The organism is Ralstonia sp. 25C, from assembly GCF_051904805.1.
GTDB lineage: Bacteria > Pseudomonadota > Gammaproteobacteria > Burkholderiales > Burkholderiaceae > Ralstonia.
Window position 1 is genome coordinate 2089310 of record NZ_CP196737.1, and the last position, 21960, is coordinate 2111269.

Consider the following 21960-nt stretch of genomic DNA (forward strand, 5'->3'; position numbering starts at 1 on the left):
TGCATCCCGCGCCGGTGGCGGTTTCAACCGAGGACTCCCCATGAGATTGCTCGCTGTCTGGGTCATCAACGCGCTGGCGTTGCTCCTTGTTGCCTACCTGCTCCAAGGCATTCACGTGAACGGCTTTGGCTCCGCGCTGATCGCCGCGCTGGTGCTGGGTCTCGTCAATACGCTCGTGCGCCCGATCTTGGTGATCCTCACCCTGCCGGTGACGCTGCTCACGCTTGGGCTGTTCATCTTCATCATCAACGCGCTGCTGTTCCTGTTTGTCGGCAATCTGCTGTCGGGCTTCCAGGTGGCCAGCTTTGGTGCGGCGTTGCTAGGCTCCATCCTGTACAGCGTGATCTCGTGGCTGCTCTCGAGCCTGCTGCTGCGCGAGGCTTAAGGTTTCTGTCATGCAAGACCGTCAATTCAGTTTCGAATTCTTCCCGCCCAAGACGGCGGAAGGTGCCGAGAAGCTGCGCAACACACGCGCACAGCTCTCCCCGCTCAAGCCGCGCTTTATTTCCGTGACGTTTGGCGCGGGCGGCACCACGCAACAGGGCACGCTCGATGCCGTGGTGGAAATCCAGCGCGAAGGCATCGAGGCCGCGCCGCACCTGTCGTGCGTGGGCTCGTCGCGCGAGAGCATTCGCGGCATCCTCAACACGTATCGCGAGAACGGCATCCGCCGCATCGTCGCGCTGCGCGGCGACATGCCCTCGGGCATGGGCGAGATCGGCGAATTCCGCTTCGCCAACGAACTGGTCGAGTTCATCCGCCAGGAAACCGGCGACACGTTCCACATCGAGGTGGCCGCGTACCCGGAATACCACCCGCAGTCGCGCTCGCCCAAGCACGATCTGGAGAACTTCGCCCGCAAGGTGAAGGCCGGTGCGGATTCCGCCATCACGCAGTACTTCTTCAATGCGGATGCGTACTTCCAGTACGTGAGCGACGTGCGCAAGCTCGGCGTGGAGGTGCCCATCGTGCCGGGCATCATGCCGATCACGAATTCGTCGCAGCTGATGCGCTTTTCCGAGATGTGCGGCGCAGAGATCCCGCGTTGGGTCGCCAAGCGTCTGGAGAGCTTTGGCGATGATCGCGAATCGATCCGCGCCTTCGGCCTAGACGTGGTGACGGCGTTGTGCGATCGCCTGCTGCAAGGCGGCGCGCCGGGGCTGCACTTCTACACGCTCAACGCGGCCGGCGCCACGCGCGCCATTTGGCAGCGCCTGGGCTTGTAACCGGGCAACGACGTGGCCGCCGCACCCGATCCGCTCATTGCGTGGCTGCTGGATGAACTCCAGCCGCTGGCTGCGCAGATCGGGGCCATCCGCGCGCGCCGGATGTTCGGCGGCGCGGCGCTGTATTACGACGACATCGTCTTCGCGCTGGTGATTCGCAGCACGTGCTACCTGCGCGTAGACGACCTCACGCGCGCGCGCTTCCTCGCAGAAAAATCAGTGCCGTTCAGCTATGACCGGGATGGCCGGACCATCAGCATGAGCGGTTACCTGAGTGCGCCGGCGGATGCACTCGACGGTGGACAGCCGTTGCGCGACTGGGTACGCCTGGCCATCGAAGCCGCACTGCGTGAAGCGAATGCCAAGGCCGCCAAACCGAAGCGCGTCGCCAAAAAGACAACGGCGACCAAAAAGACCGCCGCCAAGAAAACCACCACCCAACGCTGAACGCTCAATACAGCGTTGTCTTCAGGCGCTCGGGCAGTTCGCGGTCATACGCATCCCCATCAAACGCACCGCCGCTGATGCGCTGCAGGATCTTGCCTGCGGTGGGTAGCGCGGGTGTGATGTCCTGCGCGCCACGTTCCCAAAGTTTCGAGCGCACCAGCGCCTTCGAGCAATGGAAGTACACCGTCTGTACCTGCACGACGATCACGCTGCGCGGCAGCTTGTCCTTGACCGCGAAGGTGGCGAGCAATTCCGGATCGGCCGAGATGGTGGCCGTGCCGTTCACGCGCAGCGTCTCCCCCACCCCCGGCACCATAAACAGCACCGACACGCGCCCGTCTTCGACGATGTTGCGCAGATTGTCGATGCGGTTGTTGCCGGGCCGATCGGGAATCATCAGCGTGCGTTCATCGACAATGCGCACGAAACCCGGCGCGTCCCCTTTGGGCGAAGCATCCGTACCCGCCGTCCCCACCGATGAGAGCACGATGAACGGCGACGCTTCCACGAACGCGCGGTAGTCGGCGTTCAGGTGGTCGATCTCTTTGAGCAGTGAGCGTGGGTTGGGCGCGCCGTAGACGGCTTCGAGGTCGGCAACGGTCTTCAGCGTGTGGGGCATGAGCGTTCCTGAGGCGGGTTAGAGGACGCCGCGCTCGGTGACGATGCAGTCAAGCGCGATGTCGTGCGATTGCGGGGCGATGGATTCCAGCCGGTTCACTTCGTAGGCGATGCCGATGGTGCGCGGACGGTGCCCCGCAGCATGCAGCGCAGCGAGCGTGCGGTCATAGAACCCGCCGCCGTAGCCGATGCGATAGCGCTGCGCATCGAACCCCACGCACGGGATCAGCAGCGCATCGGGCGTTTCCATCTCACCCGTGCGGGGGATGGGGATGTTGTAGGCGCCCGGCGTCATTTCACATTCGGGCGTCCATCGCCGAAACTGCAAGGGCGAAAACTTGTCTGTCACCACGGGCAGCAGCGCATGGCGATTGGCATCGGCGGCCAGCCAATGGCCGAGTACGGTCAACGCATCGAACTCGCCCTGCGTTGGCCAGTAGGCCGCCAAGCGTTGTGCCGACAGTGTCTGCAGCAGATCAGCCAAGTGGCGCGCGAGTGCGGCGTCATGTGCAACACGCTCAGGCAACGTGGCGCGCGCGTCGAGCAGCATGGCGCGCAGCGTGCGGCGTGACTCGATCGGCGTGGTTGGATTGGCCGGATCGTGCGGGTTGCCTAAGGCTGACATGGGATAATTCAGGGACTGAACAGTGATGATTGGATGGGGCAGGAGATGACATTGAAGGCCAAGGCAGTATATCGCGCGGTTGCGCTGGCTTTTGCAGGGGTGATCGGCATGGGCGTAGCCGGCTCGACACCCATGGCAGTGGCCGCCAAGCGGCAGGCGCCGCAAGGCATTCCGGCCAATCCGGACGATGCGTTTGTCGAGCTGCGCAACGCCGCGCGCCGCAACGATGTCTCGCGTAGCTGGGAGCTGGCCGATAGCCTGTCGGATTACCCGATCCAATCGTACGTGCAGTATTTCCGCATCAAGCCGCAGCTGTTTGACGCCAGCGGTTATGCGCGCACCGATGCACCGGAAGATGAGATCCGCTCGTTCCTGCAGCGCTACAAGGGCGAGGCGATTGCAGACCGTTTGCGCAACGACTGGCTGCTCGTGCTCGGCAAGAAGCGCGACTGGGCAACCTTCGATGCCGAGTACCCCAACTTCGTGCTGAAGGACGATACCCAGGTCGAGTGCTATGCCCTGCTCTCTCGTGCGATGAAGGGCGGAAGTGCGGCAACCGGCGTGGCCGCCGACGCGCGCAACACGTTGAGCGATCCGAAGGGCTATGGCGAAGGCTGCGTCGACCTGATCGGCTACCTGGCGCAGTCGAAGCAGTTCACGCGTGCCGACGTGGCGTTCGCGGCGCGGCTGTCGCTGGAGCAGAACCTCGTCACGCAGGCATCGCGCATTGCCGCGGTGTTGCCCGAAGGCGACCGTGTGGACAACGACACGCTGGCCAACGTGACGCGCATGGCGCGCAATGACCCGTCGCAGGCGACGGCGTATCTGCAGTCGCAAGGCGGCGGCTTGTCGCGCGAAGAGCAAGGTGCGGGCTGGGGCGTGATCGGCCAGTACGCGGCCAAGAAGCAGACGCCCGATGCGCTGGACGCGTACCGCCGTCAAATCAGCCTCGGTGGCGATGCGTTGTTATCCGACGAGTCGCAGGAATGGCGCGTGCGCACTGCGTTGCGCGCCGGGGATTGGAAGATGGTGCGCCAGTCCATCGAAAAAATGCGCTCCACCCTGCGTGATCGCGATCCGGCATGGGCGTACTGGTATGGCCGCGCGCTGAAGGCCGATAACCGCAACGACGAGGCCAAGCAGCAGTTCCAATCGATCGCCGGGCAGTTCAACTTCTACGGCCAGCTCGCACAGGAAGAGCTCGGCCAGCGCATCACCGTGCCGCCCAAGACGACGGTGGCCGACGCCGAGATCGACGTGATGGGCCGCAACCATCCGGGCTTTGCGCGTGCCAAGCGGTTGTACGACCTGAACCTGCGTTTCGAGGGCAACCGCGAGTGGAACTGGGAGCTGCGCAATATGAGCGACCGCGAGCTGCTGGCAGCCGCGGAATACGGCCGCAAGCTCGGTCTGCTCGATCGCACCGTCAACTCGGCCGACAAGACCAAGACGGAGCACGATTTCTCGCTGCGCTTCCCGACGCCGTACCTGAACGTGGTGCAGCGCAATGCCGATGCCGTGGGGTTGGACGTGGCCTGGACATATGGGCTGATTCGCCAGGAATCGCGCTTCATCATGGATGCGCGTTCATCGGTGGGGGCCTCGGGCCTGATGCAGGTGATGCCCGAAACCGCCAAGCACATCGCCAAGAAGATCGGCCTGCCGGGCTTCCGCGTTTCGCAGATGAGCGACATCGACACCAACGTGCTGCTGGGCACGGCGTACCTGTCGATGATCCTGACCAACCTGGAAAGCTCGATGACGCTGGCCACGGCCGGCTACAACGCAGGCCCGGGCCGCCCGAAGCGCTGGCGTTCCACGCTGACGCGCCCGGTGGAAGGCGCGATCTTCGCCGAGACGATTCCCTTTAACGAGACACGCACGTATGTGAAGAACGTGCTGTCGAATGCGACGTACTACAGCGCGCTGCTGACTGGCCGCCCGCAGTCGCTGAAGGACCGCCTGGGCAAGGTCGCCCCCGAAGCGGTGACGCCGGACGACCTGCCGTAAGCGATCTCACGATCATGCAAACGCCCGCTGCAACGCGGGCGTTTGCATTGTTGGGGGCGTCGCGTGCGTCACAGTGGTGGTGCCGGGCGCACGCCAATCGGGCCTGGCCTTGGGGGCAAACGCATTCGGGTTCTATTGTGGTGGAGCCCCCTACCCCGTCTGGAGATGCACCATGCAATCCTCCAATCTGCTCGTCTTTGGCGGTACCGGTTTCATCGGCACGCAGTTGCTGTCGCGGCTGGTGACGGAAACCTTTGCCGCGCCCGGCTTACCCGAGGGTCGGGTGATCGTGCCCACGCGCGACGCTGAATCCGCCCGCGCGCACAATCTCACGCTGCTGCCACGTGTCGACGTGATGGACGCCGACATCTACGCCGACGATGCGCTCGACGCGTTGTTCATGGCGCTCACCGAGCGCGGCGGCCAGCACTGCGCGGTCATCAACCTCGTCGGTACGCTGCACGATGCGCGCGAGATGCCGTATGGCCCGAACTTCCAGCGCGTCCATGTCGACCTGCCGCGCCGCATTGTGGCCGCGTGCCGCCGCCATGGCGTGAACCGGCTGCTGCACATGAGCGCACTCGGTGCGGACCCCGCAGGCCCGTCGATGTACCAGCGCAGCAAAGGCGATGGCGAACGCGTGGTCATGAACAGCGAGTTGGACTGGACGGTGTTTCGCCCGTCCGTGGTGTTCGGCCCGCAAGATCATTTCCTGAACCTGTTCGCGCGTATCCAACGCATGGCGCCGTTCTTCGTGCCGCTGGCGTGTGCCGATGCCCGCTTCCAGCCCGTCTATGTTGATGATGTGGCGGCCGCGTTCATCAATGCGCTCGACAACCCGGCCACCATCCGGCACGCGTATCCGCTGGTGGGGCCACGGGTGTACACGCTGGCCGAGTTGATGCGGTTTGCCGGCCGCGCCAGCGGCCACCCGCGCTGGATCGTGCCGCTGCCTGAAGGACTGGGCCGCATGCAGGCGGCATTGTTCGAGCATCTGCCGGGCGCGCCTATTTCGCGCGACAACCTCGATTCCATGCGTGTAGACAACGTCAGCATGGAGCCGGTGGCGCCCGAACTCGGCATCCACCCGCTCGGCATGGAAGCGGTGATGCTGCCCGCGCTGGCTGGCTTCGGCCCCGACCGCGGCATGCGCGCCGCGCGCATGCGCATGCATCGGTAGCGGAACGCACCTTGCGTGTGCTTGTGAGCCGCCTTAGCAACGGTGGCGAATGGGTTTCATTTTGTCGCGGTGCAGCGCAAGGCTAGAATGATTCGTTCGCCCCGCGCTGCCGCTTGCCGTCTGCTGCCTTCCGATACAACAAGACTTAGAGCGCTTCGGCATGCCCGCGCGAAGCAGGCGAGCTCCCACACAACAATGCTGTGCACTCTCCAAGGACGGGAATCATGAAACTGGTCATCGGCAACAAGAACTATTCGTCGTGGTCGTTGCGGCCCTGGCTGCTGGCCAAGCAGGCCGGCATTCCGTTCGAAGAGATTCGCGTGCGTCTGCTGAGCGAGACCTTTGCCGCCGACGTTGCGCGCCATTCGCCGGCCGGCCGCGTGCCGGTACTGGTTGACGGCGACATGAACGTGTGGGATTCGCTCGCCATCTGCGAGACGCTGGCCGAGCGCTTTCCGCGTGCGCAACTGTGGCCGGCGGACCCGAAAGCCCGCGCGCACGCCCGCTCGATCTGCGCGGAGATGCACTCCGGCTTCACCAACCTGCGCAACAACATGCCGATGAACGTGACTGCCGTGCTGCCCGGCATGGGCTGGAACGTGGCCGTGCAGCGTGACATCGACCGCATTGCCACCATGTGGACCGAACTGCGCCAGAAGTACGCGGCAGAAGGCCCGTTCCTGTTCGGCCACTTCACGGTGGCGGACGCGTTCTATGCGCCGGTGGTCAGCCGCTTCGCCACGTACGGCGTACGCCTGCCTGAAGCTGCGAAGGCTTATGCAGACCACATCCTCAACCTGCCCGCGATGCAGGAGTGGGTTGATGGTGCGCGCGCCGAGCATGACTTCCTCGCCGACGACGAGCCCTACCGCACTGCGCCGGACGAAGACACGTTGGTCGCCGCCAATCAATGACGGAACGCGCAACACAGGCGGAAACCATCGTTGATCCGGCCACGCACGGGCTGGATGTGTATGCCGTGGGCGGCGCCATTCGTGACGCGCTGCTCGGGCTGCCCGTGCAGGATCGGGACTACGTTGTTGTCGGCGCTACGCCGGAAGCCATGGAGGCCCGTGGCTTTCGTGCGGTGGGCAAGGACTTCCCCGTCTTCCTGCACCCGGTCACACAGGCCGAGTACGCGCTCGCCCGCACCGAGCGCAAGACGGCTGCCGGCTACAAAGGCTTCTCGGTCTATTACTCGCCCGACGTCACGCTCGAAGACGACCTCATCCGCCGTGACCTGACCATCAATGCGATGGCGCAGCGCGTGGCGGAAGACGGCGCGCTGGTGGGCCCCGTCATCGATCCGTACGGCGGCCAGGCGGATCTGGCGTCGCGCACGTTCCGGCATGTGTCGGATGCATTCGTGGAAGATCCGGTGCGCATCTTGCGCCTGGCGCGTTTTGCGGCGCGCTTTGCCGATTTCCATGTCGCACCGGAAACCAACGCACTGATGCAGCGCATGGTGCAGGCCGGTGAGGTGGATGCGCTGGTGCCCGAGCGCGTGTGGCAGGAGATCGCACGCGGGCTCATGGAAGCGCATCCGCAGCGCATGTTTGCCGTGCTGCGCGAGTGCGGTGCACTGGTGCGTCTGCTGCCCGAGCTCGACCGCCTGTGGGGTGTGCCGCAGCGCGCGGATTACCACCCCGAAGTCGATACCGGCGTGCACACCATGATGGTCATCGAGACGGCCGCGGCGATGGGGACATCGCTGCCGGTGCGCTTTTCCGCGTTGGTGCATGACCTGGGCAAAGGCACCACGCCGGAGGATGTCCTGCCGCGCCACATCGGCCACGAAGAACGCAGCGTGCCGATGATCGAAGACGTCTGCCAGCGCCTGCGTGTGCCGACCGACTGCCGCGAACTGGCACTCGTGGTTGCGCGCGAGCACGGCAACATCCACCGCAGCGATGGCTTTGATGCCGCAGCGCTCGTCCGTTTGTTGGAACGCTGCGACGCATTGCGCAAGCCCGATCGTTTCCGCCAGGCGCTGCAGGCCTGCGAGGCCGATGCACGCGGACGCCTCGGGTTTGAAGACCGTGCGTATCCGCAAACGGAACGCCTGCTGCATGCATTGCAGGCCGCGTCATCCATTGACGCGGGTGCCGTCGCCAAGCGCTATGCCGACAACCCCGCGCACATCAAACAGGCCGTACATCAGGCCCGCATCGAGGCCGTCGTGCAGGCCGGCATCTAAGCCGGCCTAGGGCGCTTACTCGAACGGCGTGTCGTTCGGGTTGGCGTACAGCGCCTTCAACTGATCGTTCATCGGGAAGTTGAAGTTCAGGTTCTTGGGCGGCACGGGTTTCTCGAACCACTTGGCGTAGAGCGTCTTGATCTCGCCGCTCTTCATCACGCCGACCATCGTGTCGTCCACCAGCTTCTTGAACTGCGGATCGTCCTTGCGCAGCATGAAGCCGTACGCCTCGAACGATTGCGGCGTGCCGGTCACCACCCAGTCGTCGGGCTTCTGTGCCAGCGTGCGCGCACCGGCCAGCAGCACGTCATCCATCATGAACGCCGCCACGCGGCCGCTTTGCAGCGTGAGGAACGATTCGCCGTAATCCTTGCCGCTGACGACGATCATGTTCATCTTCTTCTCGTCGTTCATCTTGCGCAGGATGCGCTCCGACGTGGTGCCCGCATTGGTAATGACCGACTTGCCTGCCAGATCGGGGAAGTCCTTCACGCCCGATTTCACACCAGTCAGCAGGCGCGTGCCGGCAATGAAGAAGGTGGTCGAAAACGCCGTCTGCTGCTCCCGCGATTTCAGATGCGTGGTCACGCCGCATTCCAGATCCACGGAGCCGTTCTGCACCAGCGACGTCCGGTTCTGCGATGTCACCGGAATTTGCTGGACCTGCAGATCGGGCTTGCCGGTCTTCTTCTTCACCGCGTCGATCACGCGCGAACACAGGTCAGCCGAGAAGCCGATGATCTGGTTCTTGCTGTCGCGATACGAAAATGGAATCGACGATTCGCGCACGCCGATCAGGATGGTGTTGCTGTCCTGAATCTTTTTCAGTGTGCCGTCGAGCGCCTCGGCGTGCACGAGGGTCGCGAACAAGCCGGCCAGGGCCAGCGGGATGCAACGCAGGGTGAAACGCATACTTCCTCCAAGAGTTGTGGTGCGCGGCCTGTTGTGTTGCGGCCGTCTATGCTTTGGCTTCGTGGTGATGAATGTGGAGCGTCCTAGCGGTGGAACCAGGTGCGCAGCTCGGCGGCGCTGGCCAGCGGCCGATGCAGCGCGTCCATATGCCGGCGTAGGTTGGTGACCAGTGCGGCGTTGTCGGGCGCGATGCTGCCGTCAGGCAGCGCCATGTTGTTCTCGAACCCCAGGCGCGCGTGGCCGCCCAGCAGGGCTGCCGTGAGTGCGCATTCCGCTTCGCGCGGGCCGAATGCGCACATCGCCCACGGCACGTTGGCGGTGATGTCGCCACCGTCTGCCCAGGCTTGTAGGAACGGCAGCAGGTCGGTCGGGTCGGAGCGCTGGCCCGCCGAATAGCGGCCGAGCACGAACAACACCCAGTGCGGGGCGTCGGGCAATATGCCGCGCGCACGCAGGTCGCGGTAGCGCACCACGTCGTCGGCGGAATAGAGGATGTATTGGATGGCCGTGCGCGCCGCAGCGAGTTCGCCGAAGAAACGCGCGGCTTCGGCTTCGTGCGCAACATCGGGCACCAGCTCGCGCAGCGCGGCGGAGATTGCCTCTGGCTGCAGCGCGCGCACCGAGGCCATCTGCTGCGCGGGCGTGTAGATGCCGACGGCTTCGGTGGTGATCTGAATCACCAGCGCATCGCCCACCGCCTGCTGCACAGCGGCGATGGCCGGGCGGTAGTCGTCGGGCTCCAGGCTGTGCGTGCCGTCGGGGCGCCGTACATGCAGATGCAGCATCGCGGCACCTGCCTCCACGCATTGGCGTGCGCAGGCGGCCAGCTCATCGGGCGTGATCGGCAGCGCGGGGTGGTCGACGTGCGTCTTGCGCGCCCCGTTGGGCGCAACCGCAATGGCGATGGCCTGCGTCACTATGCGGCCTCCAGTGCGTTGGCGGTAGCCGCGTCCACGGCATCGCCCAGGCGTTCGACGATGGCGTCGATGTCCTGCGCGGTGGCAATGAACGGCGGTGCAAGGAGGATGTGGTCGCCGCGCTGACCGTCGATCGTGCCGCCCATCGGGTACACCATCAGGCCGCGCTGCATGGCTTCAGCCTTCACGCGAGCGTGCGTCTTGCGCGCGGGCGGCAGCGGCGCCTTGGTGGCGCGATCGGCCACCAACTCCACGCCCACGAACAGCCCGCGGCCGCGCACGTCACCCACGTGCGCGTGGTCGGCAAAGCGCGCACGCAGCGCCGCGCGCAGTTGCTCGCCGCGTGCCTGCACATTGGCGAGCAGGTTCTCTTCGGTAATCACCTTCTGCACTTCCAGCGCCGCCGCGCACGCCGTGGCATGGCCGATGTAGGTGTGGCCATGCTGGAAGAAACCGCTGCCGCCCGTGATGGCGTCGTAGATGCGGCGGCTGACCAGCGTCGCGCCGATCGGCTGATAGCCGCCGCCCAGGCCCTTGGCGATGGCGATCATGTCGGGCACCACGCCGTCTTCCTCGCAGGCAAACAGATAGCCGGTGCGCCCCATGCCGGACATCACCTCGTCGAGCAGCAGCAGCACGCCGTGGCGGTCGCACACCGCGCGGATCTTGCGGAAGTAATCGCCCACCGGCGGCACCGCGCCGGCCGTGGCGCCCACCACCGTCTCGGCGACGAAGGCGGCGACGTTGTCCGCCCCGAGTTCAACGATCTTCGCGTCCAACTCGTCGGCCAGGCGCTGCACGTATTGCGCATCGCTCTCGCCATCCAGGCGCTCGCGATACGCATAGCACGGCGATACATGGTACGCCGGTACCAGCAGCGGCAGGAACGGCTCGCGGCGCCATGCGTTACCGCCAATCGCCAGCGCGCCCAGCGTGTTGCCGTGATAGCTCTGGCGCCGCGCGATGAAGTACTGGCGCTGCGGCTGGCTGATCTCGACGAAGTACTGGCGTGCCAGCTTCAGCGCGGCCTCAATCGCCTCCGAACCGCCGGAGACGAAGTACACGTGGTCCAGATCGCCCGGCGCGGCAGCGGTCAGGCGCGCGGCCAACTCCTCCGCTGCGGCGGTCGTGAAGAACGACGTGTGCGCATACGCCAGCGCGCGCACCTGCTTGCAGATGGCGTCGACCACGCGCGGATGACCGTGGCCGAGGCACGAGACGGCAGCGCCGCCGCAGGCGTCTAGATAGCGCTTGCCATCGGAATCAATGAGGGTCATGCCCTCGCCACCGACGGCGGTCGGCAGCGTCTTGCGCGGGTCACGATGGAAGACAGCGGTAGTGGACGGTGTCATGGTCAATCCGGCGGGTTCAGCGTTGAGCGGGTGGCACCGCGACCGCCGCTTCACTGCGACGGGCGCTGCGCACGTAGGCGTGTTGTTGCTTGAGTTGGGCGTCGCTGTCGGCCAGGTGCGCGAGCGCGGTGGGGCCGGCGTGGCGGAACCACGTCATCAGCAGCGCGTCGAGCAGTGCCAGCGGCGCGGCCAGCGAATGGAAGAACGACGGAATGGCGACGGGCGCGACAAGCTGCTGCCACGCTAGGTCCGCGCCGGGAGCGATGGCGCTGTCGGTCACGTAGACCAGGCGCGCCCCGCGCGCATGCGCGTACTGCATCGCCTCGATGACCTCGCGGGTGTACGGGTCGAATGTGACGGCGATCACGATGTCGTCCGTGCCGCAGAAGCGCAGTGGGTCCGCCAGCGTATTGCCGCTACCGGTGCACAGCGTGACCTTGTCGTCGAACAACTGCGCCGCATAGCCGAACGCATGCGTGAGCGAGAGGCAACTGCGCGCGCCCAGCAAGTAGACGCGGCGCGCCTTGCGTAAAGCGGCGGCCACCGTGTCCAGCGCCGCAAGATTGGCGGGCGAAAACGCCGCCTGCACATGCATGCCGATGGCCATGCCGATGCGCTCCGCCTCGGATGCACCGGCAGTGTCGTCGCCCTGTAACGCGCTGGCCCGGCCGGCGAAACCATCGGCCTGTTGGCGCAACTGGTTCACGCAGACCTCTCGCAGCGCGGCAAAGTCTTCGAAGCCCAATGCCCGCGCCAGGCGTGAGAACGTGGCCGGCGGTAGATCGCAGCGGCGCGCCAGGTCGCGCATGGAGAGCAAGGCGATGTCGTGCTGGTGCGTCTCCAGCAACACGGCCGCGCGCTGCAATTGAGGAGACAGATCGCCGGCGCGGTCGCGCAGCGTCTGGATGAGTCCGTCAAACGTCATGAGGTGATCGCTGTGATTCAACTGTTTCGTAAACTAGACTATTGAAACAATTGAGTCAATGTCGCGTTAGCGGCTGGGCTCGCCAAAGCAAAACGGCCGTGTCCCGAGGGGGAACGCGGCCGTGGCGGCAAACAAAAACGGAGGCCGAAGCCTCCGTTGTGTGGGTGTGACGTGAGCGTTTCAGGTGGCGGGGGCGTCCAGTTGTTCCATGCGGAACTGGAAGAATCCGGCGGCGATCAAGCCCAGCAGGCTCAGCGCCATGCAGGTGCACGCCAGGATCATCACCGCGCCCAGCGGCGACACACCGCTCATCAGCGGCGTATGCATGAGCGCCGACAGGTTGCCGCCGACCCACATGGCAGCGATCAGCGCCATCAGGCACGTTAGCGCTGCGGCATTGCGCAACCACGTCAACCGCGTCTTGCGGCTGATGCCGTCGAAAGCGTGGAAATGGAAGTGGTGGTGACCGGTGCCAACGAGTGCCATGGAGAGTCTCCTTGTGCGTGCCGCTTGATAGCGTTGAATCACTATACCGAGACCTGCGACAGTTTGGCGCACTTCGCGCCGCTAGGTATACCCTAAGCTGCGGCGCGTCAAGAGGCTTGGGTATATTTTTTGTCTCCGCGACACTTCGCCACAGATCGGCGGTGGATGCGGCAAAGCCGGAGGTGGGCGCGCATCCGAACGGGCGCGCAGAAATGAAAAAAGACCTCGCGAGGAGGTCTTTTTTGTTGCTCCGCAAAATCGATTGACCTTGCGGAACGAAGAATTTTGGTGGCCTGGGGCGGAATCGAACCACCGACACGCGGATTTTCAATCCAAACAATACCACATTCTCGCGTCTTGAAGCACATCCATGTAGGCGCCGGAAACTGGCTTCGCATCAAGGTTTCCCGCCATCATACGCGGATTTCTATTTGACTCGGATGGATCACCCTCCCTAGCATTTGCCTACATGATGCCTACACGGGGAGAGCATGAGTAAGCAGAACTTCACTGCGGCGCGCGTCGATAGCTTTCAATGCGAACCGGGCAAATCACAAACGATCTACTGGGACGCCAAGACGCCCGGCTTCGGACTGCGGGTCACGGCTGCCGGTGCTCGCGCCTATATTTTCGAGTCGCGCTTGTTTGGCAAGACCATCCGGCTAACGGTCGGTGACGTCCGAGCGTGGGACTTGGGGCGCGCACGCACGGAGGCCGCGCGACTAAAAACGCTCATAGATGACGGTAAAGACCCCCGCGAAGTGCGGGCGGAGCAGCAGGCGGCGCATGAAGCGCGGCGTGTGGAAGCGCGCCGTCGTGAGGTGACGTTTGGCGAAGTGTGGGACGAGTATGTCGAGTCTCGGAGACCGTTCTGGAGCGAACGACACTACCGCGACCATATCCAACATGCGAGCGCCGGGGGCATCCAGCGAAAGCGCGCTAAAAGTCTGACAGTGGCTGGGCCGCTGGCCGCATTGCGACCGATCAAACTCCCCGAGCTGACGGGAGAATACATTGCGGATTGGCTAACAAGGGAAAGCGTTGAGCGGGCAACGATGGCGGCTTTGTCGTTTCGACTGCTACGGAGCTTTATCCGTTGGGCGGCTGACACTCCGAGCTATGCCGGCCTGATCCCCGAGAACGCGTATCGCGCACGCGACGTGAAGGACGCAGTCCCTCGCGTGAGAGCCAGAGATGGCGACTCGCTCCAGCGAGAACAATTGGCAGCGTGGTTTGATGGCGTCCGCAGTATCTCCAATCCAGTCGGCAGCGCCTATTTACAGGGCCTGCTGATTACGGGTGCTCGCAGAGAAGAGTGGGCGGGCTTGCGATGGGAGGATGTCGATTTCCGCTGGCGGAGTGTCGTGCTCGACGACAAAGTTGAAGGAACTGGTGGCCGCACTATTCCACTGACGCCATACTTGGCCACCTTGCTGTGGAACCTGAAACAACTAAACGAGACACCACCCAATAAGCGTCAAGCAACTCGCTTGGCTGGGAAGGGGGAAGCGTGGGAGCCTTCGCCATGGGTGTTCGCCAGCAAGACGTCAGAGGACGGCAAGATTGCCGAACCGCGTAGTTCTCATACCAAGGCACTCGAAGCCGCCGGACTACCGCATATCACGCTCCATGGTCTGCGTCGCTCCTTCGGCACTCTCTCTGAATGGGTCGAGGTTCCGGTTGGGGTGGTCGCACAAATCCAGGGACACAAGCCGTCGGCAATCGCTGAGAAGCACTACCGCCGTCGCCCTCTGGATCTGCTCCGCATGTGGCACGATCGCATTGAGGCATGGATGCTGGAACAGGCTGGGGTCAAATACGGGCCGTTGCCCGCCTCAACCAAGCCTGTCACATGACCCGGCGAATATAATCCTTCCCACGGCTCGACATACCGTCGAGCTGCGTAGGCTGCTACCACGCGCATTGACACATAGCCGCACTGATGTGGCAGCGAGGGGAGCATGCGATTTATAGCGTTCACACTGACCGGGCTGGTCGCCGTCCAATTGCCCACGGCTCACGATGAGCCGCCTCGGCTCCAACGACAGGTCGCCCCTGTCCCTTCTGCGCGACCAACGGTCTCATACGTAGCCGGAATCCGTGGTTAGTCGATGCTGCTGGGCGGAAGACTTCTCATTGGTTCGCATAACGCGGCAGCAAAACCTGACCGACCAAGCACTGACGGCTTACACGGATGTTAAACCGCGCTCCGGACTACACCACCTATTTGGTGGACAATGTTCAGTCACCCGTTTGCGTGCGAACCGTGCGCGGGTTCTCCCTTGCGCACACCGGGCACCAGTGACCACGCCAAACGCTGTTGGCTGTCGCCCACCAGACATGGCCACGTGAACACGCCCATTCGAGCTTGCCGTGGGCGCCTGAGTAGGTCGTCGAAAGGCAGCGCCCACCACGCGAACACGCCAACTCCTGCATCTGTTCGATGGTGCGCGTCCGCGCCTTGACCGCGCAGCGGTGACACCATTGCCCTTTCTTGATGCGAAACCACGGGGCCTCCCAAGTATGGCCTTCGGCGCAATGCCATTGTAGCGGTGTTGCCTTGTCGATATAGACCGACAAGCAACGCCCACCGCGTTTGGCCGCCACCCGCTCAATGTCCTCCTGTCGTGGCTTGATACGCTCGTCGTGGCAGGCCGGGCACCAGTTGCCGCGCAGGACCCGCTCAAAGCTTGCCGACCACGAGTGTCCCGCTTCGCAGGACCAGCGCAATGGCTCGCGCCCATTGTCATAACGTTCTGAGAGGCATCGCCCACCGCGCTCCATCGCCGCAGCGCGGGCGTGCTCAAGCGTGTACCCGGCTCGGTCATACGCACACGTCCGACACCAAGCACCGAGCCGAAGGCTATGCATGCTCATAGAGAATGAGTGTCTGGCCTCGCACTTGAACTGATACGGTACGTGTCGCCCTTGGTAGTCTGGCGTCAGACAGACCCCGCCCCACGCTTGCGCCAGCTTACACACCCACGCCGCCAACTGCGCGCGATGCTCCGATGCGCTGATCCCGCGCCGCTGGGGCGGTGCAGCTAGTAATCTCTGCAATTGCTTCCGTGTCGCTGAAGAAGCGTGTGGAAAGCGGGCGGCCATCGTCTCGGCACTGATCTCTGCCAGACGAACGCGATGGATCGTGCGGTTGATGTCATCCAACTCAAGCAGCAGGTCACGCAATGATTTTGTCATCTGAGCTCAGAGGGCGATTGCGTATCACGATGACGCGCAAGCCACTCGCCAGTTCACGGGCGCACGACATCCATCACATCGGGCTTGGGCAGCACTGTCAATGGATCAATCGGCTTACCATCCTTGCGCACCTCAAACCGCAGCACCCCTTTGGTCTTGCCGTCAGAACCCATCTCTGCAATCTGCTGCCCCCGCTGCACGGTCTCACCCTCTTTCACAAACAGTTTGCCGGTGCCGCCGTAAGCGGTCACGAAGTCGTTGTCGTGTTTGATGATCACAACCAACCCGTACTTCTTGAGTGCCGAACCAACGTACACTACGCGGCCCGCTGCAACCGCCTTCACAGCCTCGCCTGGCGTACCTCGGATCAAAATACCTCCCGATTTGCCTGCCGAATACGGTTCAACAATGGCTCCAGACGTAGGCCAGACCCACCCTGGCTGGTCACCGTGCTGGTCGTGCATTGACCCCGCCTTCGCCGGCGATACCGCCCCTGCTTGCAGGTTCGGCGCAACACGCAACACTTGACCTGTCTGGAGATCTTGCTGCCCACCCAAGCCGTTCCATGCCGCAATCTCCGCCGGCCGCCGCCCAAACGCAGCGGCAACTGAGGCCAACGTATCTCCAGCATTGACTTGGTAATACCCTGCTGACACGTGCGCACTGGTTTCCAGCTTGGTTGACCATGGCGTCAACGTGCAGGCACTGAGCGACGCCGCCCACACTACCGTGCCTATCCAGCGCAGACATGTCGATCGCTTCCTGCTTGCACATTGCAGACGAAATCGCACCCCAAAGATGGGTCCATGCTCACCGACAAACATCTTCACTCCTTTCCCTCGAAATCGTAGCGCCGCCTGAGCGGACAGCGTGTAACGTTTATTTGAAGTCAGGTAGCCCTGGGGCTTCGCCAAACGGTACCAACCGGACCAGTCCCACTTCCAGCACGCCGCCACGTTCGACCAAATCCCGGCGCATCGAAACAATCCAACCACAATTACCGCACTTACCAAGGGCGACGGCGTCAAAGAGCACCCGATGCGCCCCGCATCGGACACACAATGTTTTCTCGCTGGGTCGCACGCCTGCGCGAATGCGACGGGACAATGTGCCGGATGGGTCGATCTGGTTGCAGCGTGCGCGAAACTTGCGCAGATAGCGCGCCGGATCGGCTTTGTCTACCTGGAGAATGTCGGCCAATTGAGTTATCGGCAGCGGTAACCCAAGATAGCGGACCAACGCGCGCTGCTCACTCAACTTCCGATCCCTGGCGAAGGGCGTACCCGTGCGGCGGTTGAATTGCTTGCCGCAGTTCTTGCACAGGAAGCGCGGCATGCCGCGATGACTGCCTTTCGCGTTGACGTCGCCACTGCCGCAGCCCGGGCAGTCGGGTATCGGGAGAGGAAGCCGAGAGTACAGTGCATCGAAATCCGCCAACAGCGTGGCGCTCAGCTCCAGATCCTCACGCACGGTGACACCCTCTCCGTCACCGGCGGGCGACGCGACGTGGACCGCCGTCATCCGGCCACCCAGCCTCACGCACTGCTCGTAGTGACCACTGGGATCGAGTTCGAGCAACCAGCGCCGAAACAGACGGACGGTGGCATATACCGTCGGGTTGCGGACGCCGAGTCGGCGCGCGGCTTCTGCGCATCCCAGCTCCTCGCCCAACAACGCGATCCAGGCGTCGATCTGCTTACGTTGACGGCGCTTCGAAAACGGCGTTCCGCTCAGCCGGCTGTAGACATGACCGCAGCCAACGCATTTGAAATTGGGAAGGCACCCGCCGGCGACTTGGGATCGGGCATACCCGTCCTTGCGGATGTGTGTGCCATGGCATTGGGGACACGGCGGAACCGGATCGGAGTCGGGTGACATCAGGCGGTCGAGGTGCCGTTGCAGGAAGGCCTGCAGCGTCTCGCCCTCGGTACCGGACACCGCTTGTTTGGCCCGCACCCCGTGCATCATGACGGCGCGCATCTCTACCACCGGATGATGTATAGATTGGCACCAAGGCCCCAATGCCCACTGTCGTCCTGCTCGAAGAGAATTGGAACCATGTCTTTGTCTGTAAGCGCGACTTTCAAAATCTCGTCGATCTTGCTCTTGCTCAGGTCGTGTCGCGGCAACATGAATCTGGTGCCAAAAAATGCTGCTGTTGCGACCACGACGCCACCTATCAGCCAAGGTTCTCGCACGCGTCTAAGAGATTTGTTGTTTCTCAATTCACTCCATCCGTCATTTGATTCTCGTGCTTTTTGGGCGCTATTTCGTTTCGTGTGGAATGCCATGGCTTCATTTCGGCGTGGCGGCCCCCACTATGCCGCATCCTCCGCCGCAGCTTTTCCTTCTTCAGCCGCGCTATATTGAAGCTACAGCCGGGTGCGATACCGGCTTGCCAAGCGGCTATTGCGCAGGCCGCTCTTTCGGCGCGTCCCCGGCGATCATCACATCGGTGTCGACCAACTCGACCCGCAGCGGCGCATCCGGAGACAACACTTTCTTCGTCACCACGCGCCGCCACGCCGGCGTCCCCGACACATCCCGGTAGAACGCCACCACCGCGACATACTCCGTATCAGCCTGCATGGGCTGAGACAGGCTCGCCGAGCCGCCCGGGTTGACGACGGTTGCTACGCTGGCCTGCAGGTCCTGGCCGAGCACAGTCTTGTCGTTCTTCAGCAAATCGGCATAGGACGCGCCATCGAACAGCTTGCGGTCCTTGAGTTGATAGACCCGTACGGCCACCGAGCACGGCCGCTTGGCCTCATCCGGATTGATCGATGCACGCGCGCTCAGATCAATGTTGAGCACTTTCACCTGCTTGTAAAACACCGCGTGATACGCACCCACGCTCGCATCAGACACGGTCTGCCACGCACCACACCCCGAGAGCAGGAGCGCTGATGCAAGGGTGGCGGCGGTCAATCGATTGAACATACTGGCTCCACAATCATGCCGCGTGCGGCAGAAGAAACGGGTTCGGCCCGGGCGCCGGGAAGGCTTCGCAGACACCGAGCGCAATGGCGATGACACGCTCCTCGTCCGAGGGCAGTACCGTGGTCCAGCCGAGGCGTGGCGCCGTCATGGCGGGCACGGCACCCACGGTCGGCACCGGCGCCAGACGCGAGGTCACTTCCATGCGTAGATGCACGTCGGCCTTGGTGCCAATGTAGAGCCGTACGAACGCCATCAGCTCGCGGTGCAGCTCCGCGCCCGGCAGCAAGTCCTGGGCTTGCTGCGCATCGGCCGGGCACACAGTCAGGCGCACCGCGCGGCTGCGGTAAAAGAGCCGGTTGCCCAGCACGTAGCCGCCGCCAAGCCCCCGACGGCGGCCGGATTCCGGTGTGTCGGTCAGTGCAGGGGATGACGTGAGCGGCTGCGGCGCTCCCGCTTGCTTGGGCACCGGCCAGAATTCGTCGACCCGCACCCCGGCACCCGGCACCGCCAGCGCCACCACGCCCGCTAGCCCCTCGGGGGTGCGCGTGCGCTGGATCAGCAACCCCAGCAGCGCTAACAAGCGCGAGTCGGGCAACCCCGCACGCGCGGGCTTCTCTCCCCAGCCAAATCCGGCCAGGCACAGTAACTGGCGCGAGTGCGCGTCGGCAGCGCCGGTCTGGAAGCTCTCCGGATACCGGTACTTCTTCCAAGCGCGGTACAGCAGGGTGACCAGCCGGTGGTTGAACTGGTCAAGAAACGCTTCAACGGCCTCGTGCCCCTCTTCACGCAGGACAATGTCATCGATCAGGTGCGGAGGCATCGCCGCGTCGACACCGTACAGCCCCAGGAACGTCGTGCGCACGGTCGGCGGCGCATCGGGCTGCTCCCGGTCGAATTCGACCGCGGCAATCTCGCCGGCAGGGAACCCGGCCCCAGGCCGCGGCCGGAAGCGGACCGGCTCGTGCTCCGCTGTGTCGCTGGCCCCCAAGCCAGGCTGGGCGGAGGCACGCACCTCAAGCAGCCTGCACAGCTGCATGAAGTTCATGCGCGGTGCGCGCGCCAGCAGCGAGGCGACCAGCGGTTCGAGGTTGGGCAGATCGTGGAGCTTCATAGCGGTGCGCGCTGCGCTTTGCTGCGCGGCCAGACGATGCGCTCACGCGTTGGCAAGCTCACGATGGCCAGCTTGGTAAACAGGTTGATGTCCGCGTACAGGGCGAAGAAACGGTGCAGCAACTCGCCAAACAGCATCACGTCGCCCTCGCCCGCGAACGCGTGGGAGTCGAGCGTCACCTCGATCAGGACGCCGCGCTCGACCGACCCGCCGGTGACGTCCTCGGCGAGTTCTTGCGACACGTGCAGGATGCCGGCCAGGCGTCGGCGATTCAGTTCGTCGTCGGTCCAGTCATAGAGGGCCAGCGCCCCGCGCAACACCTCCGCATCCATCATCGACAGGAAGTTCGGCGCCAGGTGCGACAGCACTCGCCACTGAAACCGGTCGCCCGTCGGCGGGTAGAGCGGCAGGGTCGGGGCGACGAGGTTGCGCACGCCGACCACATTGGGCGTGCTCGCCGCGAGCTCGGACAGGCTGGCTTCACGCAGGCCCTTTCTGGGCAGCAGTCCATTGGTGCCGGTCACGCGCAGCGACAGGCTCTCCTCGGGCAGGTCCTGTACGTTCTCCCAGGCGTGGCCGCCCAGGATCACCCAGGTCTCATTCAGGCCGGTGACGCCCGGGCGCACGCGCGTATGGAAATACCGCTCTGGCGCCTCATGTCGCAGCATCCCGCCACGGTGCCGGAAGGTCGCGAACGGCACGTACTCATAACGCTCGGCGGTATCGTGGTGGAATGCGGCGATCGCATCGACCGCATACGTCTGGACGTGCTCGCCCTGGTGCCCCGCCGGCACCACGCGATATTCCGTCTCGTGGTGGTCGATGGCGATGGGTTCGGCATCGAGTTCGAACAGGTTGATGGCCGGGGAGCAGAACAGCCGTACGTTCTCGGCCGTGAAGCGCTGGTCGGCCGGATAGGACTGTTTGAGGACAAGCTCCAGCTCGAAGCGCGTCGTCTGCGCGGGGAGCCTCGCGACATCGAGCCCGCACAGGTCCACGAAGAGGAACTTCTCGCGGAACGTGAAATACTCCAGCAGCAACTGATAGCCGGAGAATGCCGCCTCCGCCTTGGGCCACAGGCGCTCTTCGGTTGAAAACCCCGCAGGCTCGATGGTGACGCCCTCCAGCGGCAGCGCTTCACCATCGCGGATTTCCGGCACGCGCCAGTGGATCGCTTCGACCTGCCGGGTCAGTGCCAGGTGCATCGCGAAGGCCGTGGGCAGATCCGCGCTCAGGTGTAGGCGCAGCCGGGACAAATCGACCTCCTCGCGGCGCGCCGAATGCTGGAGTTCGAAGCCAAGTCGGATCACCGAACGGCCGTCGTGCCGCACCGTCGGCCCCGCATGCCTGATGGAGATCGGCTGCAGAGTCACGGGTTGCGTCGTCCGGTACAGGCACTGCACGGTCTTGGGCGCCGCCCCTTCTGTCTCGGCTGTAGGCACGGCGATCGGCGCCGAGCGCACCGGAACGCCTGCCGGCACCCGCTCGGTACGCTGCAGCTTCTCGGCCAGCGGGATCAACTCCACCACCGAGAGCGACGGAATCATGCGCAGGTAGTGCGGCCACAGCAGGCTCACCAGCCCCTCAGTCAACTCCGGCAACTCGTCATCGAGCTTCTGCCGCAGGCGCCCAGTCAGGAACGCGAACCCCTCATAGAGCCGTTCGACATAGGGATCGCGGTCGCCGACGCGGTCGAGGTTGAGCATGCGGGCGCGATCAGGGTGTGCACGGGCGAATTCGCGGCCGGACTCGCGCAGATAGCGCATCTCGGCTTCGTAATATCGCAGGATCGGATCGTGTTCCATATCGCTCGCCG

General features: G+C 64.1%; 22 protein-coding genes. 8 read left to right on the forward strand and 14 right to left on the reverse strand.

Going from position 1 to position 21960, the window contains the following annotated elements; translation table 11 throughout:
* Window positions 1–40: 40 nt before the first annotated feature.
* The 3 genes from ACS7SF_RS09750 to ACS7SF_RS09760 are packed head-to-tail and all read left to right on the forward strand — an operon-like array spanning window position 41 to window position 1673.
* A complete protein-coding gene (locus ACS7SF_RS09750) occupies window positions 41–385 on the forward strand; it encodes a phage holin family protein (RefSeq protein ID WP_439889603.1) in 345 nt (114 codons plus the stop codon).
* 10 nt (window positions 386–395) lie between these two features.
* A complete protein-coding gene (gene metF, locus ACS7SF_RS09755) occupies window positions 396–1226 on the forward strand; it encodes a methylenetetrahydrofolate reductase [NAD(P)H] (protein ID WP_439889604.1) in 831 nt (276 codons plus the stop codon).
* A 12-nt stretch (window positions 1227–1238) separates the two neighbouring features.
* On the forward strand, window positions 1239–1673 hold the full coding sequence (locus ACS7SF_RS09760; protein WP_439889605.1) for a TfoX/Sxy family protein: 435 nt from the start codon (window positions 1239–1241) through the stop codon (window positions 1671–1673).
* 4 nt (window positions 1674–1677) lie between these two features.
* Here the strand turns inward: ACS7SF_RS09760 and ACS7SF_RS09765 are convergent, their stop codons facing one another.
* Window positions 1678–2292, reverse strand: a complete 615-nt coding sequence (locus tag ACS7SF_RS09765) for a pyridoxamine 5'-phosphate oxidase family protein (RefSeq protein WP_439889606.1) — start codon at window positions 2290–2292, stop codon at window positions 1678–1680.
* 18 nt (window positions 2293–2310) lie between these two features.
* Window positions 2311–2916: a 5-formyltetrahydrofolate cyclo-ligase gene (locus ACS7SF_RS09770; RefSeq protein WP_439889607.1), complete on the reverse strand. Its 606-nt coding sequence runs from the start codon at window positions 2914–2916 to the stop codon at window positions 2311–2313.
* Between the two features lie 45 nt (window positions 2917–2961).
* Here ACS7SF_RS09770 and ACS7SF_RS09775 point away from each other — a divergent pair, with 45 nt between their 5' ends.
* The 4 genes from ACS7SF_RS09775 to ACS7SF_RS09790 all read left to right on the forward strand — a co-directional run bounded on the left by ACS7SF_RS09775 (window position 2962) and on the right by ACS7SF_RS09790 (window position 8303).
* Window positions 2962–4926 (forward strand): transglycosylase SLT domain-containing protein, encoded by a 1965-nt coding sequence (locus tag ACS7SF_RS09775; protein WP_439889608.1) that lies wholly within the window; start codon window positions 2962–2964, stop codon window positions 4924–4926.
* Window positions 4927–5098: 172 nt separating this feature from the next.
* Window positions 5099–6106, forward strand: a complete 1008-nt coding sequence (locus tag ACS7SF_RS09780) for a complex I NDUFA9 subunit family protein (protein WP_426396103.1) — start codon at window positions 5099–5101, stop codon at window positions 6104–6106.
* Between the two features lie 224 nt (window positions 6107–6330).
* Window positions 6331–7020, forward strand: coding sequence for a glutathione S-transferase family protein (locus tag ACS7SF_RS09785; RefSeq protein WP_439889609.1), 690 nt, complete (start codon window positions 6331–6333; stop codon window positions 7018–7020).
* 50 nt (window positions 7021–7070) lie between these two features.
* The gene (locus ACS7SF_RS09790) at window positions 7071–8303 is read left to right on the forward strand and encodes a multifunctional CCA addition/repair protein (RefSeq protein ID WP_439892733.1); all 1233 of its coding nucleotides are present in this window, start codon (window positions 7071–7073) and stop codon (window positions 8301–8303) included.
* A gap of 15 nt (window positions 8304–8318) precedes the next feature.
* Here the strand turns inward: ACS7SF_RS09790 and ACS7SF_RS09795 are convergent, their stop codons facing one another.
* The 5 genes from ACS7SF_RS09795 to ACS7SF_RS09815 all read right to left on the reverse strand — a co-directional run bounded on the left by ACS7SF_RS09795 (window position 8319) and on the right by ACS7SF_RS09815 (window position 12895).
* Window positions 8319–9215 (reverse strand): glutamate/aspartate ABC transporter substrate-binding protein, encoded by an 897-nt coding sequence (locus ACS7SF_RS09795; RefSeq protein ID WP_439889610.1) that lies wholly within the window; start codon window positions 9213–9215, stop codon window positions 8319–8321.
* A gap of 83 nt (window positions 9216–9298) precedes the next feature.
* On the reverse strand, window positions 9299–10135 hold the full coding sequence (locus tag ACS7SF_RS09800; RefSeq protein ID WP_439892734.1) for a 3-keto-5-aminohexanoate cleavage protein: 837 nt from the start codon (window positions 10133–10135) through the stop codon (window positions 9299–9301).
* Window positions 10132–11484: an aspartate aminotransferase family protein gene (locus ACS7SF_RS09805; protein ID WP_439889611.1), complete on the reverse strand. Its 1353-nt coding sequence runs from the start codon at window positions 11482–11484 to the stop codon at window positions 10132–10134. The genes ACS7SF_RS09800 and ACS7SF_RS09805 overlap by 4 nt, the downstream gene beginning before the upstream one ends.
* Before the next feature lie 16 nt (window positions 11485–11500).
* On the reverse strand, window positions 11501–12409 hold the full coding sequence (locus tag ACS7SF_RS09810) for a MurR/RpiR family transcriptional regulator (protein ID WP_439889612.1): 909 nt from the start codon (window positions 12407–12409) through the stop codon (window positions 11501–11503).
* A 180-nt stretch (window positions 12410–12589) separates the two neighbouring features.
* Window positions 12590–12895 (reverse strand): hypothetical protein, encoded by a 306-nt coding sequence (locus ACS7SF_RS09815; protein WP_439889613.1) that lies wholly within the window; start codon window positions 12893–12895, stop codon window positions 12590–12592.
* Window positions 12896–13386: 491 nt separating this feature from the next.
* Here ACS7SF_RS09815 and ACS7SF_RS09820 point away from each other — a divergent pair, with 491 nt between their 5' ends.
* Window positions 13387–14751, forward strand: coding sequence for a tyrosine-type recombinase/integrase (locus ACS7SF_RS09820; protein WP_439889614.1), 1365 nt, complete (start codon window positions 13387–13389; stop codon window positions 14749–14751).
* 385 nt (window positions 14752–15136) lie between these two features.
* Here ACS7SF_RS09820 and ACS7SF_RS09825 read toward each other — a convergent pair whose 3' ends face one another.
* From ACS7SF_RS09825 to tssF, 7 genes are all read right to left on the reverse strand, one after another.
* Entirely contained in the window at window positions 15137–16081 is a 945-nt protein-coding gene (locus ACS7SF_RS09825; RefSeq protein ID WP_439889615.1) for a hypothetical protein, read from the reverse strand.
* Window positions 16082–16146: 65 nt separating this feature from the next.
* On the reverse strand, window positions 16147–16917 hold the full coding sequence (locus tag ACS7SF_RS09830; protein WP_439889616.1) for a murein hydrolase activator EnvC family protein: 771 nt from the start codon (window positions 16915–16917) through the stop codon (window positions 16147–16149).
* A gap of 55 nt (window positions 16918–16972) precedes the next feature.
* Complete coding sequence (locus ACS7SF_RS09835; RefSeq protein ID WP_439889617.1) at window positions 16973–18073, reverse strand: DUF746 domain-containing protein; 1101 nt, start codon at window positions 18071–18073, stop codon at window positions 16973–16975.
* Window positions 18074–18075: 2 nt separating this feature from the next.
* Window positions 18076–18384, reverse strand: coding sequence for a hypothetical protein (locus ACS7SF_RS09840; protein WP_439889618.1), 309 nt, complete (start codon window positions 18382–18384; stop codon window positions 18076–18078).
* Window positions 18385–18499: 115 nt separating this feature from the next.
* A complete protein-coding gene (gene tssJ / locus ACS7SF_RS09845) occupies window positions 18500–19033 on the reverse strand; it encodes a type VI secretion system lipoprotein TssJ (protein ID WP_439889619.1) in 534 nt (177 codons plus the stop codon).
* A 13-nt stretch (window positions 19034–19046) separates the two neighbouring features.
* Complete coding sequence (tssG, locus tag ACS7SF_RS09850; RefSeq protein ID WP_439889620.1) at window positions 19047–20144, reverse strand: type VI secretion system baseplate subunit TssG; 1098 nt, start codon at window positions 20142–20144, stop codon at window positions 19047–19049.
* Window positions 20141–21949: a type VI secretion system baseplate subunit TssF gene (gene tssF, locus ACS7SF_RS09855; protein ID WP_439889621.1), complete on the reverse strand. Its 1809-nt coding sequence runs from the start codon at window positions 21947–21949 to the stop codon at window positions 20141–20143. The genes tssG and tssF overlap by 4 nt, the downstream gene beginning before the upstream one ends.
* Between the last annotated feature and the right edge of the window lie 11 nt (window positions 21950–21960).

What these genes read in the sequence shown, in the direction of transcription:
- ACS7SF_RS09765 (WP_439889606.1), bottom strand. Translation starts at nt 2,292, where the DNA reads ATGCCCCACACGCTGAAGACCGTTGCCGACCTCGAAGCCGTCTACGGC.
- ACS7SF_RS09750 (WP_439889603.1), top strand. Translation starts at nt 41, where the DNA reads ATGAGATTGCTCGCTGTCTGGGTCATCAACGCGCTGGCGTTGCTCCTT.
- metF (WP_439889604.1), top strand. Translation starts at nt 396, where the DNA reads ATGCAAGACCGTCAATTCAGTTTCGAATTCTTCCCGCCCAAGACGGCG.
- ACS7SF_RS09795 (WP_439889610.1), bottom strand. Translation starts at nt 9,215, where the DNA reads ATGCGTTTCACCCTGCGTTGCATCCCGCTGGCCCTGGCCGGCTTGTTC.
- tssJ (WP_439889619.1), bottom strand. Translation starts at nt 19,033, where the DNA reads ATGTTCAATCGATTGACCGCCGCCACCCTTGCATCAGCGCTCCTGCTC.
- ACS7SF_RS09775 (WP_439889608.1), top strand. Translation starts at nt 2,962, where the DNA reads ATGACATTGAAGGCCAAGGCAGTATATCGCGCGGTTGCGCTGGCTTTT.
- ACS7SF_RS09780 (WP_426396103.1), top strand. Translation starts at nt 5,099, where the DNA reads ATGCAATCCTCCAATCTGCTCGTCTTTGGCGGTACCGGTTTCATCGGC.
- ACS7SF_RS09840 (WP_439889618.1), bottom strand. Translation starts at nt 18,384, where the DNA reads ATGGCATTCCACACGAAACGAAATAGCGCCCAAAAAGCACGAGAATCA.
- tssG (WP_439889620.1), bottom strand. Translation starts at nt 20,144, where the DNA reads ATGAAGCTCCACGATCTGCCCAACCTCGAACCGCTGGTCGCCTCGCTG.
- ACS7SF_RS09770 (WP_439889607.1), bottom strand. Translation starts at nt 2,916, where the DNA reads ATGTCAGCCTTAGGCAACCCGCACGATCCGGCCAATCCAACCACGCCG.
- ACS7SF_RS09805 (WP_439889611.1), bottom strand. Translation starts at nt 11,484, where the DNA reads ATGACACCGTCCACTACCGCTGTCTTCCATCGTGACCCGCGCAAGACG.
- ACS7SF_RS09835 (WP_439889617.1), bottom strand. Translation starts at nt 18,073, where the DNA reads ATGCGCGCCGTCATGATGCACGGGGTGCGGGCCAAACAAGCGGTGTCC.
- ACS7SF_RS09810 (WP_439889612.1), bottom strand. Translation starts at nt 12,409, where the DNA reads ATGACGTTTGACGGACTCATCCAGACGCTGCGCGACCGCGCCGGCGAT.
- ACS7SF_RS09830 (WP_439889616.1), bottom strand. Translation starts at nt 16,917, where the DNA reads ATGTTTGTCGGTGAGCATGGACCCATCTTTGGGGTGCGATTTCGTCTG.
- ACS7SF_RS09785 (WP_439889609.1), top strand. Translation starts at nt 6,331, where the DNA reads ATGAAACTGGTCATCGGCAACAAGAACTATTCGTCGTGGTCGTTGCGG.
- tssF (WP_439889621.1), bottom strand. Translation starts at nt 21,949, where the DNA reads ATGGAACACGATCCGATCCTGCGATATTACGAAGCCGAGATGCGCTAT.
- ACS7SF_RS09815 (WP_439889613.1), bottom strand. Translation starts at nt 12,895, where the DNA reads ATGGCACTCGTTGGCACCGGTCACCACCACTTCCATTTCCACGCTTTC.
- ACS7SF_RS09820 (WP_439889614.1), top strand. Translation starts at nt 13,387, where the DNA reads ATGAGTAAGCAGAACTTCACTGCGGCGCGCGTCGATAGCTTTCAATGC.